Source organism: Kosakonia sp., assembly GCF_032104925.1.
GTDB lineage: Bacteria > Pseudomonadota > Gammaproteobacteria > Enterobacterales > Enterobacteriaceae > Kosakonia.
Genome location: NZ_DAMCGF010000015.1, coordinates 40776 through 54088 on the forward strand (window position 1 = coordinate 40776; position 13313 = coordinate 54088).

Here is a 13313-nt window from a genome sequence, read left to right on the forward strand (position 1 = left end):
CTGGAAAAAGTAAAAATTTATTGTCGTTCTTTACAATTCAACGGCATTATTCCACCGCCATCAAACGACGATATTCATCCCATGAATATAGATCCGTCATCCCGCTAATATAATCCTGAATTAATCGACAACGGTGATAATACTCCAGCACCGGGTACTCTGCTGCGTCGGGCGATAATTTGCTCACCGCCTCAACGTAGGCTAGCCGGTGGCGCGTCGAAAGTTTTTGAAACAGGCGCGATTCAATCGGGAAACGACGCAAACGCTCTTTTTCCACCAGCTCGGCAAAATCCGCCGTCGATAATTGTAACAGCGGACGGTAAATATCCAGCAAACCACTGATAACGCGATAGCCCTGTAATTCGAGCTGCTCAACGTCGGGATGGCTGAACACCTGTTTTATGGCGACATTTTTATATAATTCAAGTAGCTGACTAAAGCTGCTTTCATCTTCCAGTAACGCGTGATTGAATTCACCATTGAAAATCTGCGGCAAGTTATCAATAAAACGCTGTGCCGCGTACGGCACCAGTTTATTCAGCGTATTGACGCGCAGATACATGAAAAATTGATCTTCCGCGCTGCGGCTCATCGAATTAGCGCGTGATTTATCCCACGCGTTTTCGACCACCTGCGCAAACAACGATCCTTTTTCATGCTCCCCCCAGGCGTCATAAAGATGCTGATAAAGTTGTTCCGCGCTAAATATCCGTTTTTCTACCGCATCTTCTAAATCCGCCACGCAATAGGAAATATCATCCGCCGCTTCCATTATCCACGTCAGCGGAAAGCGACTGTAAGTATCGAGGTTTAATTCTTTACGCAGCCGTTCTACATAGGCTTCTTCAGAAAAATAGTAGCCCGGTTTTTTCATTAAATAACTGTGTGAGGCTGGCGGCTCGCCAATCCACCACGCCGGGCGCGTATATTTTAAAATACAGCCGACCTGCGCCCAGGTCAGGTTCATACGCATTAATGTATGCACCAGGCGGATCCCCTGCGCGTTACCTTCAAAATGGCTTAAATCATGGCGCACTTTCCGGCGTAATGCGTTCAGCGTGTCTTCGCCTTCACGCAATTTAAGCGCCACCACTTCGCAGCGATCGTCCGACAGCGGTTGGCTCACCGCATCATCCGGCGCCAGGCGCTGACGAAACCAGTCATTGATTGCCGCCTCGCCGAAATGGCCAAACGGCGGGTTGCCGATATCATGCATCAGGCACGCCATCTCAACGATGCTTTCAAACGGCCCGGTCAATTCATCCAGACCGTAAGTTTCCAGCAGGCGCTGCTCTTTCAGGCGGCTCAAAATCTCTTTGGCGATATAACGCCCCACTTGCTGAACTTCCAGCGAATGCGTCAAACGCGTGCGCACCGCCGCGTTACGCTCCAGCGGGAAAACCTGTGTTTTTTGCTGTAAACGTCGGATGGCGGCAGAGTTGATAATGCGCCCACGATCGCTTTCAAAGATGCGCAGTATTTCACGTTCGGTTTTTACACCCTGCGGCGAACGGTATCGGCGACGCCAGTTTATCTTGTTGCGAAAGTCGATCTCTGCCATTTCCTCTCCTGTGCTTAGCGTCACGGGATATCATGCAATTGTGTATGCCATGATAGACTATGCCCTGAAAACGTAATCCTGTCTTATCACATTAGCGAGTATCTCCATGAAAATTGGCATTATTGGTGCAATGGAAGAAGAAGTTACGCTGCTGCGTGACAAAATCGAGAACCGTCAGACGCTGAACGTCGGCGGGAGCGAAATCTACACCGGTACGCTGAATGGTACAGAGGTTGCGCTACTGAAATCCGGCATTGGTAAAGTGGCTGCCGCCATGGGCGCGACGCTGCTGCTGGAGCGCTGCCAGCCGGATGTGATTATCAACACCGGTTCCGCCGGTGGCCTTGCAGCAACGCTGAAAGTGGGCGATATCGTGGTTTCCGACGAAGCGCGTTATCACGATGCTGACGTGACCGCTTTTGGCTATGATATTGGTCAATTACCCGGTTGCCCGGCGGGTTTCAAAGCGGATGACAGCCTGATTGCCGCAGCAGAAGCCTGCATTGGTGAACTGAACCTGCATGCCGTACGCGGCCTTATTGTGAGCGGCGATGCCTTTATTAACGGTGCCGAAGGCCTGGCGAAAATCCGCCATAACTTCCCGCAGGCGATCGCCGTTGAGATGGAAGCGACCGCCATCGCGCACGTTTGCCATAACTACAGCGTACCGTTTGTGGTGGTTCGCGCTATTTCCGACGTGGCGGATCAGGAATCCCACCTGAGCTTCGATGAATTCCTGGTTGTGGCTGCGAAGCAATCCAGCCTGATGGTTGAAACCCTGGTACAGAAACTGGCGCGTGGTTAACTCTCTTTTCAGGGCGCTTGCCGCCCTGCTTATTCTGCTTCCGGCGTGGCTTTTCGCCGCGCCGCGTGTTATCTCACTTTCGCCAGCCAATACCGAACTGCTTTTCGCTGCGGGCATTACACCTGTCGGCGTAAGTAGCTATTCCGATTACCCGCCACAAGCCGCGCAGATTGAGCAGGTGGCAAGCTGGCAAGGGATGAATCTGGAACGTATTGTCGCGCTGAAACCGGATCTGGTGCTGGCATGGCGTGGCGGTAACACCGAACGTCAGGTGAATCAGCTCAAGCAATTCGGTATCACCGTGATGTGGGTGGATGCGATCACCATTGAGCAGGTCATCGAGACGCTGCGTAAGCTCAAAGTATATAGCCCGCATCCGCAGCAGGCGGAACAGGCGGCGCAGAAACTGCTTTCCCAGTACAACGAATTGAAAACCCGCTACGCCAGCCTGCCGAAAAAGCGTGTGTTCCTGCAATTTGGCGCGCAGCCGCTGTTTACCAGCGGAAAAGGCTCGATTCAAAACCAGGTGCTGGAGCTGTGCGGTGGGGAAAACATCTTTGCCGCCAGCCGCGTTCCCTGGCCACAAGTGAGCCGTGAACAGGTGCTGGCGCGCCAGCCGCAGGCGATCGTGGTGGCAGGTGATGAAAAAGAGATCCCGCGAATCGAACAGTTCTGGCGAAATCAGCTCAATGTACCGATTATTTCTCTGCACGGTGACTGGTTTGAACGGGCAAGCCCGCGTATTATCCTCGCCGCTCAACAACTCTGCACTGCCCTTGCGCAGGTGAAATAACCGGGGAATTCACCATGCTGGTTTACTGGCTGGATATTATCGGCACCGCCGTATTTGCTATATCAGGCGTTCTGCTGGCGGGAAAACTGCGAATGGATCCGTTTGGTGTGCTGGTACTCGGCGTCGTGACCGCCGTTGGTGGCGGGACGATCCGTGATATGGCGCTGGCGCACGGCCCGGTATTCTGGGTTAAAGATCCAACGGATTTAGTGGTGGCGATGGTGACCTGCATGTTAACCATTGTGCTGGTACGCCAGCCGCGCCGCTTGCCGAAATGGATATTACCGGTACTGGATGCCGTCGGGCTGGCGGTGTTTGTCGGTATTGGCGTAAATAAAGCCTTTCTCGCCGAAACTGGCCCGCTGGTGGCGATTTGTATGGGCGTGGTAACCGGTGTTGGTGGCGGTATCATTCGTGACGTGCTGGCGCGCGAAGTGCCGATGATCCTGCGTACCGAAATCTACGCTACCGCCTGTATTGCGGGTGGCATTGTGCATGCAACGGCGTATCACTTCTTTGCTGTACCGCTGGAAACGGCAAGTATGCTGGGCATGGTGGTCACGCTGGTTATCAGGCTGGCAGCGATTCGCTGGCACCTGAAGTTACCCACGTTTGCGCTGGATGAATCAGGCAGATAACAAAAAAGCCGTGTCAGTGACACGGCTTTTTATATATGAAGGATTCATTAAATACTGAATGAAGAACCGCAACCACAGGTGCTGGTCGCATTCGGGTTAGTCACCACAAAGCGGGAACCTTCCAGACCTTCAGTGTAATCAACTGAACCGCCAACCAGATATTGCAGGCTCATCGGGTCAACCACCAGGCCAACGCCCTGCTTCTCAATGGTCATATCACCATCGTTGATTTGATCGTCAAAGGTAAAACCATACTGGAAGCCGCTGCAACCACCACCGGTGATGTAGACACGCAGCTTCAGATTTGGGTTATCTTCGTCCGCAATCAGGTTTTTTACTTTGTTGGCTGCTGCGTCGGTAAACTGCAGCGGCAACGCTACGTCATCACTCATGTCTTGCTCCCGTTGATACTGCGATCTGGTCAAATAGTAACCCGACCTTTTCAGCTATTATCCAATACGCTACTAAATCGTTCAAGTATTCTCCCGCGGCAACTCGCGTTCGCGAGCCGCATCCTGCCTGGCAAGCGTACGTGCCAGGATCGCGGAATAGAGCGGTTTTCCGCCCAAAAACTGTGCTAACAGTGTCGCACCAAGACAGGTAATGATCATTGGCAAAATAAGCTGATAATTGTCAGTCATTTCCAGAACTAGCACGATGCCGGTCAGCGGCGCACGCAGCGACGCGGCCAGTAATGCGCCCATTCCGGCAATGGCGAATGTCCCCGCATCGAGCTGATAATGCGGAAAAATCGCGGCACTCGCGCTGCCAAACGCCATGCCTAATACCGTGCCAAGCGCCAGCATCGGCGCAAATATGCCGCCCGGCGCGCCAGAGCTAAAACAGAGTAACGTGGTTGCCACACGAATCAGGAAAATAAACAGCAGTGCGCCAACGGTATAGTTTCCGGCGGTCGCAATCGGGATAAGCGCAAACCCCCCGCCGGAAAGCGCAGGTGCAATCAACCCAAGCACGCCGCAACAACCGCCGATGATACCGCCAATCAGCACCCATTTCCCGGTATGCCCGCCATGGATACGCTGAAACAGATCCTGGGTGCGCAACACCAGCGTGTTAAATAGCGGTCCGATGCCGCCAAAAATCATCCCCAACACCAGATAGAGCCACAGTGTATTAACCGGCGCATTGCTAAGCTTACCGACGTCAATTACTGCCGCCTCGCCGTTAAACACGCGAAAGACAATGCTCGACATAATCACGCCGGTGAACACGGCTTTAATTGAGATTAGGTTGTAGTGAAACTGCGAACGCATCTCTTCAATGATGAAAAGAATACCCGCCAGCGGCGCATTAAACGCGGCGGAAAGCCCGGCTGCCGCGCCGGTCGCCAGCAACGTATGACGTGCTTCACCGCTGCGCAGGCGAAACAGATCGCTCATCATGCGCCCGATATTGCCGCCGATCTGCACGGTCGGCCCTTCCCGCCCCAGCACCATGCCCGCGCCAAGTGTTCCCATCCCGCCAAAAAACTTAACCGGTAAGACTCGCCACCAGCGCACCGGACGCAGTTCCTCCAGCGCACCTTCAATTTCCGGGATCCCCGAGCCGCCGGCTTCGGGCGCGAATCGCCGCACCAGAAAATAGCCAATCATCGCCAGCACTGCCGAGCCAATAAATGCCAGCGGCCACACCAGTGCGCTGTCCGCCATCTGCGCCAGCGCGCCAATACGTGCGTTCAACACCGCATTCACGGCTTTTTCAAAAAAGACGCCCACTAATCCTGTGACTGCGCCCGCGACGGCGGCAACCAGCAAAATCGCCAGTGGCGTTTTATCGCGTTGCAGCATCTGGCGCATGATGTTGCGGCGTCGCCGTTGCTCAACCTGCTGCTGTTCAAATGAAGGGATTTGCGCTGACATTGATTTTCGATAAGTAATACAAAAGGGGCATTTTACCCGGCAAGCCTCGGCGCGTCGCGGGTAAAATCCCTGCAAAATATGTCGTTTCACCGGGGCAAAACTTTCATAACATTCCCGTAATCACATAGAATGACCGACATTGATTTTTCCACGAACCAGGAATGAAAAGCATGAGTAAGTCTGAAAACCTCTATAACGCAGCGCGTGAGCTTATCCCGGGCGGTGTGAACTCACCGGTACGCGCCTTTACCGGCGTGGGCGGTACGCCGCTGTTTATCGAGCGTGCTGACGGTGCTTATTTGTATGATGTCGACGGCAAAGCCTATATCGATTACGTCGGTTCCTGGGGCCCTATGGTGCTCGGTCACAACCACCCGGCAATTCGCAACGCGGTGATCGAAGCGGCCAGCCGCGGCCTGAGCTTTGGCGCGCCTACCGAAATGGAAGTCAACATGGCGCAGCTGGTCACCGAACTGGTGCCGACCATGGATATGGTGCGCATGGTGAACTCTGGCACCGAAGCGACAATGAGCGCTATTCGTCTGGCGCGCGGGTTTACCGGCCGCGATAAAATTATCAAATTTGAAGGCTGCTACCACGGCCACGCCGACTGCCTGCTGGTGAAAGCCGGTTCCGGTGCGCTGACGCTCGGTCAGCCGAACTCACCGGGCGTCCCGGCCGATTTCGCTAAACACACGCTGACCTGCACGTATAACGATCTCAGCTCGGTACGCGCGGCGTTTGAGCAATATCCGCAGGATATCGCCTGTATCATCGTCGAACCGGTCGCCGGAAACATGAACTGCGTGCCGCCGCTGCCGGAATTCCTGCCGGGCCTGCGCGCGCTGTGCGATGAGTTCGGTGCGCTGCTGATTATTGATGAAGTAATGACTGGTTTTCGCGTCGCGCTGGCGGGTGCACAGGATTATTACGGTGTGACACCGGATCTGACTTGCCTTGGCAAAATTATCGGTGGCGGCATGCCGGTCGGCGCATTTGGCGGGCGTCGCGAGGTGATGGACGCGCTGGCACCTACCGGCCCGGTCTACCAGGCGGGTACGCTCTCCGGTAACCCGATTGCCATGGCGGCAGGCTATGCCTGTTTAACCGAAGTCGCCCAGCCGGGCATTCACGCCACGCTGACCGAACTGACCACGCAACTGGCCAACGGTCTGCTGAACGCCGCGCAGGAAGCCGGCATTCCACTGGTGGTCAACCATGTCGGTGGGATGTTTGGTCTGTTCTTTACCGATGCCGAAAGCGTGACCAGCTATCAGGATGTGGTGAAGTGCGACGTAGAACGTTTTAAACGCTTCTTCCATTTGATGCTGGAAGAAGGCGTATACCTTGCGCCGTCGGCGTTTGAAGCGGGCTTTATGTCTGTTGCGCATAGCGAAGAGGATATTGACAACACCATCGACGCTGCACGTCGCGTGTTCGCCAAATTGTAATCGGCAAAGCCTCTCCCCGGCGGGAGAGGCTCTCTTTTAGCGGCTCTGCTTTCTCAGCAAATAGATAAAGTATGGCGCGCCGATAAAGGTCGACAGCAACCCGGCGGGGATCTGAAACGGAAACAGCAGCATCCGCCCGCACCAGTCAGCAAACACCAGCAGTACTCCCCCCACCAGCGCTGAAATCACCATATGCGGCATTGTGCGACGAAACCCCATCATCCGCGCGATATGCGGTGCCATCAGGCCAACAAAACTCAGCGGGCCAATGGTCATGGTCGCCGTTGCCGTGAGCGCTGCCGCCAGTAACAGCAGGCCGACGCGCGACGGTGTCAGCGCCATCCCTACTGAACGCGCGGTATCACCACCGAGCGGTAAGATCGTTAACCAGCGGCGACACAGCGGTGTCAGCGCCAGCAACATCACCATCATCACGCCAGTACGCCAAACCTGTTCGCCAGAGGCATTGTAAGTGCTGCCGGAAATCCACGTCAGGATCTTTGCCATGCGTGGGTCGCCGCTTGCCTGTAACATCATCAACAACATGGTAAACGCCGTGCTTAACGCCATCCCTGCCAGCAGCATGCGGTGCGGCGAAAAGCCACCGCGCCCGGCGGCGAACATAATAATCAGTAACGTCGCCGCGGCTCCCAGGCTCCCGGCGGGCATCAGCCAGCCAAACGCGTTACCCGGTACGAAGAACAACATCAATACCACGCCAAACGCCGCGCCTGAGCTTATCCCCAGCACTTCCGGGCTGGCCATCGGGTTGCCGGTCAGGCGCTGAATGATACACCCCGCCACCGCCAGCATCACGCCGGCAGTGAGCGCAGCGACAATGCGCGGCCAGCGCCACGGCATCAATTCGTCGAGCAACTGTCCACTGGCAAAATGCCAGCCTGTCGCGTCACGCCCGAACGTCAGCGCTAACCCCATCGCCAGCAACAGAAGTACGAAACCGCCCAGCGCAAACCACTGAATGTGCTGGCGCTCAGCCGCCACGTTATCTCCGGCGTCCATCGCGGGTGCGCTCATGCTGCGCAGGCGCGGCAACAACCACAACAGCAGCGGCGCGCCAATCAGCGCAGTGATCGAACCGGTGGAAACTTCCATCCACACGCGAGTCAGCCACCAGATAACTTGATCGGAGAGCCAGAGGATCAGCGCGCCAATCAGCGGTGCCAGCAACAAGCGCGACAACAAGCGACGTGCGCCGAGCATTTTCGCCAGTAGCGGCGCAAACAGGCCGATAAAACCGATAATGCCGACCGCATTGACCAGCAACGCACTCAACGCAATCGCCAGCGTCAGGGCAGCCAGGCGCGCCAGCGACAGCGCCAGGCCAAGATTACGCGCAACGCCGTCATCCAGCCCCATCAGCGTTAGCGGGCGCAACAGCAGCAGCGTTAACACCGCACAACCAAGCAGCTGCGGCCACAAACGCTGCACGATGCTCCAGTCGGTTTGCGTTAGCGTCCCGGTGCTCCATAAAAACATGCTTTGTAGTTGATCGTGATGGAACAGCGCCAGCAGTTGGTTAATCGCCCCGCAATAGAGGCTCACCACCAGACCGGCGAGGATCAGCGTCACCGGCGACAAACGCTTTCCCCAGGCCACGCCAAACACCAGCGCGCCGACTGCACATGCCCCGGCAAGCGCGGCAAACTGTGAAGCCAGCACGCCGGGGATCGACCACAGCGTGGTAATGGTGATGCCCAGTTGCGCCCCGGTTGCCACGCCCAGCGTTGTCGGTTCGGCAAGCGGGTTCCGCAGCACCTGCTGAAACAGCACACCGACCAGGCCAAGCCCGGCACCGACCAGCAGAGAAATCACCAGACGCGGCAACAGGCTGTAGTGAAACAGCATCTGATCGATAAGGTTAATGTCCGGCGCGACGAAGGCCTGCGCCCACTGCGCGCGCGGCAAAGCGACGGTTAAATTGTTCCAGCTAAGCACGGCAGCGGCGATAAAAAGCACCGTCAGCAGCAACGCGGGAAAAGGTGAAACACGTCGGTTCATGCCCGGCCTCCCAGCGCATTATCCAGCACGCGGGTAAAATGCATCGCCGACAGCGTCGCGCCATAAAACCAGACCGCCGGCACCCGCTGGAAACGCCCGGCACGCACGAAGGGCATCGCCTGCCACAACGGCGTCGCCATCAGTTTTTGCATATCCTGCTCGTTACCGTGATCGAAACAGATAACATCAACGTCTTTGTATTCCGCCAGCCGATCGATACCCACCGCCACGCTGCCCCAGAAAGAGGTTTCACCGTGCCAGGCGTTACGAATGCCCACGCTATCGAGCACTTCCTGGAACAGGCAGTTCGGCCCGAACGCCAGCACATGGCGCGGGTCGAGCAAGGTGATCATCAATAAAGGGCGATCGCCGCGACGTGCAAAATGCGGTTTTCGCGCTTCAATGAGGGCATCAAATTCGTCGAGATGTTTTTTCGCGGCGGCCTCCAGATTGAGGATCTGCGCCATCTCGTTTAACGAGTGCTTCGCCATGGCGAGCGGCTTTTTGCCATCGCTAAACGTGAAGCCGCGCCCCGGCGCGATTTGCGCCAGCTTCGCTTCGGAAGGGCCATAACCTGCCGACCATACCAGCCAGGAGGGTTTCATTTGCGTCAGCAATTCGAGATTCGGCTCGGTACGCAGCCCAACGTCAATCACCGAAGCGGGCAACGCAGGCTCGTTGACCCATAAGTTGTAACTCTGCACATCCGCAACGCCATAAGGCGCGACGCCGAGCGCCAGCAGCAATTCAACCGGCAACCACTCCAGCGCGACAATGCGCGTGGGATCGATCGCCGCGGCGTGCGCGTTGCGCATGTTCCACAACAGGGGAGAGAGCGCCATCGCCGTCAGTAAGCGACGACGGCTAATGTGATGTAATCCAGCCATCAGTAGACAAAACTCACCGGTGCCGCCCCCGCAGGATGCGGCAGGATCCCCATCGGGATGCCGTAAATGTGTTCCAGCGTTTCGGCGCGCATTAATACGTCCGGCGTGCCTTCGGCGATCATCTCACCACCGCGCAGCGCCACCAGATAATCGCAATACCGCGCCGCCATATTGATATCGTGCAGCACGGCAATCACCGTCAGCCCGCGCTGCTGGCTCAAGCGGTGTACCAGCGCCAGCACATCCACCTGATGGGCGATGTCCAGCGCCGAGGTAGGTTCATCCAGCAGCAGGCAGCGGCTGTCCTGCGCCACCAGCATGGCGATCCACGCGCGCTGGCGTTCGCCGCCGGAGAGGCTATCAACCAGGCGGTGCGCCAGCGGCTTTAAGCCCACCAGCGCAATCGCTTCTTCAACTTTTTCTCTGTCGGCAATGCCAAAGCGTCCCAACGCCCCGTGCCACGGGTAGCGGCCAATCGCCACCAGTTCACGAACCGTCATCCCTTCCGCCTGCGGCAACTGCTGCGGCAAGTAGGCCACTTTGCGGGCAAAGGCTTTGCTGCTCCAGCTAGCGAGCGGCTGCCCATCCAGCAAAATATCACCGTCCGAGGGCGGCTGGTGGCGGCCAAGCATTTTCAGCAATGTGGATTTTCCGGAGCCGTTGTGGCCAATCAAACCAGTGACTTTACCCACCGGAAAGGTCAGCGACAGCGGGTGCAGCAGCGTGCGGCCGGGCACACGAAAGGTGACATCGCTGAGTTGAAAGGTGGTATCGGGAAGCGCGTTGTTTTCCTGCATGATTGCCAACTTATAAATGGGCACGGCTAACCGTGCCCGAAGAGAGATTAGAAGCGGAAGGTTGCCGTCGCCACCACCTGGCGTTCTGCGCCCCAGAAGCAGCCGTAGGTGTTAAAGCAGCTTGCGACGTATTCACGATCGAGCAGGTTGTTGACGTGAACCGCCACGTTGGAGCCAGCCATACCGAAGCGAGCCAGATCGTAACGAACCAGCGCATCGACAACCGTGTAGCTACCCACCTTGAAGGAGTTCGCCGGATCGCCATAGCTGGAACCCGTCAGGCGAGCGCCGGTGCCTAATGTCAGGCCCGAGAGCGCGCCGTCGTAGAAGGTGTAGTCGCCCCACAGCGATGCCATGTGTTTTGGCACCTGCGCCGGGGTGTTGCCTTTGTAATTGGTGTCGGTGGTGTATTCCGCCTGCGTATAGGTGTAAGAACCGACCATATTCAGGTTGGCTGACAGCGCCGCTTTGGCTTCGATTTCAACGCCGCGCGCGCGAATTTCACCGCCTTCAACCGACCAGAAAGAACCTGCTGGATCGGCCATCAGGTTGTTGCTCTTGGTAAGCTGATAGACCGCGCCGGTCAACACAACCGGACGATCTTTCGGGCTGTATTTCACACCGGCTTCGTATTGCTTGCCTTTCGACGGCGCGAAGATCGCACCGCTCGCCCCTGAAGTGGACGCCGGTTCGAACGATTCGCTGTAACTGAAATACGGCGTTACGCCGTTGTCGAACAGGTAGTTAACGCCACCGCGCCAGGTGAACTGGTTATCGTCGCGTTTCGTTGTGGTGTCGGAGGTGCGGTTGTACGCGCTCTGTTTAGCCCAATCGTAACGTCCGCCCAGCGTCACCAGCACTTTATCCCACTGCGCCTGATCCTGAGCATAAAGCCCCGTTTGCTGCTGGCGGTTCAGGATCTGATACGCACCGGAAGGCGTGGAATGCGCGTCGAAGTCGAAATCGCTGCGATCCAGATTGTAAATATCCGACGGCGCAACAGAACCGGCATAACCAAACCATGAATTGATGTCATTGCGCATACGCATGTAGTCGACACCGGTCAGCAGGATATGATCGATATCACCGGTGGAAAAGGTGCTTTGCAGTTGCGTATCAACAGAGAAGTTCTGCAATTTCTCGCTATCAATCACGTACTGGCGCGTCAGGTAGTGTCCCCATTCAGACTGGGCGATACCTGCACACGGGCTGGTTGATGGATTGCCGGAATAGAGCGGATCCGAGCACATGCCATAACCGTACACGCTGTTTTGCGAGGTTTTATTTTGCGCGTAACGCAGATTCTGGCGCACGGTAAAGGTGTCGTCGAACGCGTGTTCGAAGCTGTAACCCACCATTTTCTCATTACGCGAATAGGTGTTGTTCTTCGCACCTTCGTTGAAATCGGTCGATAAACGCTTGCCGTTTGGCAGCGGCTCAACGGTTCCCTCTTTCGGCAACCAACCGTAATAACCGGTATCCGGCTCGTTCTGGAAATAGGACAAGAAAGTGAAGTTGGTCTTGTCATCAGGACGCCAGCTAAACGATGGCGCAATGGTGTAGCGCTGTTCTTTTGCCCCTTCCTGCTGCGCGTTAGCAGAACGCGCCAGCCCGGTTAAGCGGTAGGAGAAAACACCGTCATCATCCAGCGCGTCGCTAAAATCAAAGCCGGTCTGGAACAAGTTATTGGTGCCGGCTTTAAACTGTACTTCATACAGCGGCGTGGTGGTCGGGCGCTTGCTGACCATATTCAACAGACCGCCCGGGCTGCTTTTTCCGTACAGCACGGAAGTGGGGCCGCGCAGAATTTCCGCACGCTCAACCATGTAAGGATCAATTACCGCGTCGTTATAGAAGTTGCCCTGCATCTTCAAACCGTCGAGGTAGTTGTTCTGGCTCTGCCCGTCGGCGGCAAAACCACGAATAATCAGGTAGTCATAGGTATTGGAGGCGCCACGCGTACCGACAGCGACACCCGGCGTATAACTGAGGGCTTCTTTCACGGATTTCGGCTGATGCAGCGCGATCTCCTCGCTGGTCACCACCGAGATGGATTGCGGCGTTTTCTCCAGCGGCATATCGGTTTTCGTCGCCGTCGCCGTGTGTTTCGCGGCAATAGTCGCAGCCGGTCCCCATGCGCTTTCCTGCGGAGCGGCGCTGGTGGTAACGGTGATGGTTTCTTCTTTTTGGGTTGTTGCAGCCTGTGCGTAAACAGACATGCCGCTAACCGCTGTGGCTACTACAACCGCGATTTTACGCAGCGTAGTGTTGACTGGCTGAGCAGTGTTAGGACGCGCCATTAGTTTATCTCTGATTCAAATGAGTGAACGATAACGTAAACGAGAATTATTATTATGACCGCAGCATAATATGCGAAGCGCTGTGCGCATAGCAAGCAGTAAGCCGCCTGAAACGGCCCGAAGGATGAAGAAATAACCAGACGAAAAGCAGGTGGTTAACAGGGGTTTAATACAACGTTATT

The 13313-nt window shown here is 56.2% G+C and carries 11 protein-coding genes; 4 read left to right on the top strand and 7 right to left on the bottom strand.

Annotated features, from left to right (window positions below; genetic code table 11):
- Positions 1 to 46: 46 nt before the first annotated feature.
- On the bottom strand, positions 47 to 1561 hold the full coding sequence (gene dgt / locus RT644_RS21445; protein WP_045512012.1) for a dGTPase: 1515 nt from the start codon (positions 1559 to 1561) through the stop codon (positions 47 to 49).
- Positions 1562 to 1667: 106 nt separating this feature from the next.
- On the opposite strand from dgt, the gene mtnN reads away from it, so the two are divergent.
- Genes mtnN through RT644_RS21460 form a run of 3 tightly spaced genes read left to right on the top strand, consistent with a single transcriptional unit; the run spans position 1668 to position 3797 of the window.
- Complete coding sequence (gene mtnN, locus RT644_RS21450) at positions 1668 to 2366, top strand: 5'-methylthioadenosine/S-adenosylhomocysteine nucleosidase (protein WP_313628026.1); 699 nt, start codon at positions 1668 to 1670, stop codon at positions 2364 to 2366.
- Entirely contained in the window at positions 2359 to 3159 is an 801-nt protein-coding gene (gene btuF / locus RT644_RS21455; protein WP_020456598.1) for a vitamin B12 ABC transporter substrate-binding protein BtuF, read from the top strand. Before mtnN ends, btuF begins: the two co-directional genes overlap by 8 nt.
- A 14-nt stretch (positions 3160 to 3173) precedes the next feature.
- Positions 3174 to 3797 carry a TRIC cation channel family protein gene (locus RT644_RS21460; RefSeq protein ID WP_020456597.1) on the top strand — a complete coding sequence of 208 codons (624 nt, stop codon included), beginning with the start codon at positions 3174 to 3176 and terminating at the stop codon, positions 3795 to 3797.
- A 47-nt stretch (positions 3798 to 3844) separates the two neighbouring features.
- On the opposite strand, the gene erpA is transcribed toward RT644_RS21460, so the two are convergent.
- Together erpA and clcA are read right to left on the bottom strand one after the other, a co-directional pair.
- Positions 3845 to 4189 (bottom strand): iron-sulfur cluster insertion protein ErpA, encoded by a 345-nt coding sequence (gene erpA / locus RT644_RS21465; RefSeq protein ID WP_017457984.1) that lies wholly within the window; start codon positions 4187 to 4189, stop codon positions 3845 to 3847.
- Between the two features lie 81 nt (positions 4190 to 4270).
- Positions 4271 to 5677, bottom strand: coding sequence for a H(+)/Cl(-) exchange transporter ClcA (gene clcA, locus RT644_RS21470; protein ID WP_269232212.1), 1407 nt, complete (start codon positions 5675 to 5677; stop codon positions 4271 to 4273).
- Between the two features lie 170 nt (positions 5678 to 5847).
- Between clcA and hemL the strand changes: the two genes are divergently transcribed.
- Positions 5848 to 7128: a glutamate-1-semialdehyde 2,1-aminomutase gene (gene hemL, locus RT644_RS21475; RefSeq protein WP_097406997.1), complete on the top strand. Its 1281-nt coding sequence runs from the start codon at positions 5848 to 5850 to the stop codon at positions 7126 to 7128.
- A gap of 36 nt (positions 7129 to 7164) precedes the next feature.
- On the opposite strand, the gene fhuB is transcribed toward hemL, so the two are convergent.
- Genes fhuB through fhuA form a run of 4 tightly spaced genes read right to left on the bottom strand, consistent with a single transcriptional unit; the run spans position 7165 to position 13131 of the window.
- Positions 7165 to 9147 (bottom strand): Fe(3+)-hydroxamate ABC transporter permease FhuB, encoded by a 1983-nt coding sequence (fhuB, locus tag RT644_RS21480; RefSeq protein WP_313628031.1) that lies wholly within the window; start codon positions 9145 to 9147, stop codon positions 7165 to 7167.
- The gene (fhuD, locus tag RT644_RS21485) at positions 9144 to 10034 is read right to left on the bottom strand and encodes a Fe(3+)-hydroxamate ABC transporter substrate-binding protein FhuD (RefSeq protein ID WP_045511994.1); all 891 of its coding nucleotides are present in this window, start codon (positions 10032 to 10034) and stop codon (positions 9144 to 9146) included. The genes fhuB and fhuD overlap by 4 nt, the downstream gene beginning before the upstream one ends.
- Complete coding sequence (gene fhuC / locus RT644_RS21490) at positions 10034 to 10831, bottom strand: Fe3+-hydroxamate ABC transporter ATP-binding protein FhuC (RefSeq protein WP_269232216.1); 798 nt, start codon at positions 10829 to 10831, stop codon at positions 10034 to 10036. Before fhuC ends, fhuD begins: the two co-directional genes overlap by 1 nt.
- A gap of 47 nt (positions 10832 to 10878) precedes the next feature.
- Positions 10879 to 13131, bottom strand: a complete 2253-nt coding sequence (fhuA, locus tag RT644_RS21495; protein ID WP_020456591.1) for a ferrichrome porin FhuA — start codon at positions 13129 to 13131, stop codon at positions 10879 to 10881.
- Positions 13132 to 13313: the final 182 nt, after the last annotated feature.

Coding starts and splice junctions, on each gene's coding strand:
- dgt (WP_045512012.1), bottom strand. CDS start 1,561: ATGGCAGAGATCGACTTTCGCAACAAGATAAACTGGCGTCGCCGATAC.
- mtnN (WP_313628026.1), top strand. CDS start 1,668: ATGAAAATTGGCATTATTGGTGCAATGGAAGAAGAAGTTACGCTGCTG.
- RT644_RS21460 (WP_020456597.1), top strand. CDS start 3,174: ATGCTGGTTTACTGGCTGGATATTATCGGCACCGCCGTATTTGCTATA.
- erpA (WP_017457984.1), bottom strand. CDS start 4,189: ATGAGTGATGACGTAGCGTTGCCGCTGCAGTTTACCGACGCAGCAGCC.
- clcA (WP_269232212.1), bottom strand. CDS start 5,677: ATGTCAGCGCAAATCCCTTCATTTGAACAGCAGCAGGTTGAGCAACGG.
- hemL (WP_097406997.1), top strand. CDS start 5,848: ATGAGTAAGTCTGAAAACCTCTATAACGCAGCGCGTGAGCTTATCCCG.
- fhuB (WP_313628031.1), bottom strand. CDS start 9,147: ATGAACCGACGTGTTTCACCTTTTCCCGCGTTGCTGCTGACGGTGCTT.
- fhuD (WP_045511994.1), bottom strand. CDS start 10,034: ATGGCTGGATTACATCACATTAGCCGTCGTCGCTTACTGACGGCGATG.
- fhuC (WP_269232216.1), bottom strand. CDS start 10,831: ATGCAGGAAAACAACGCGCTTCCCGATACCACCTTTCAACTCAGCGAT.
- fhuA (WP_020456591.1), bottom strand. CDS start 13,131: ATGGCGCGTCCTAACACTGCTCAGCCAGTCAACACTACGCTGCGTAAA.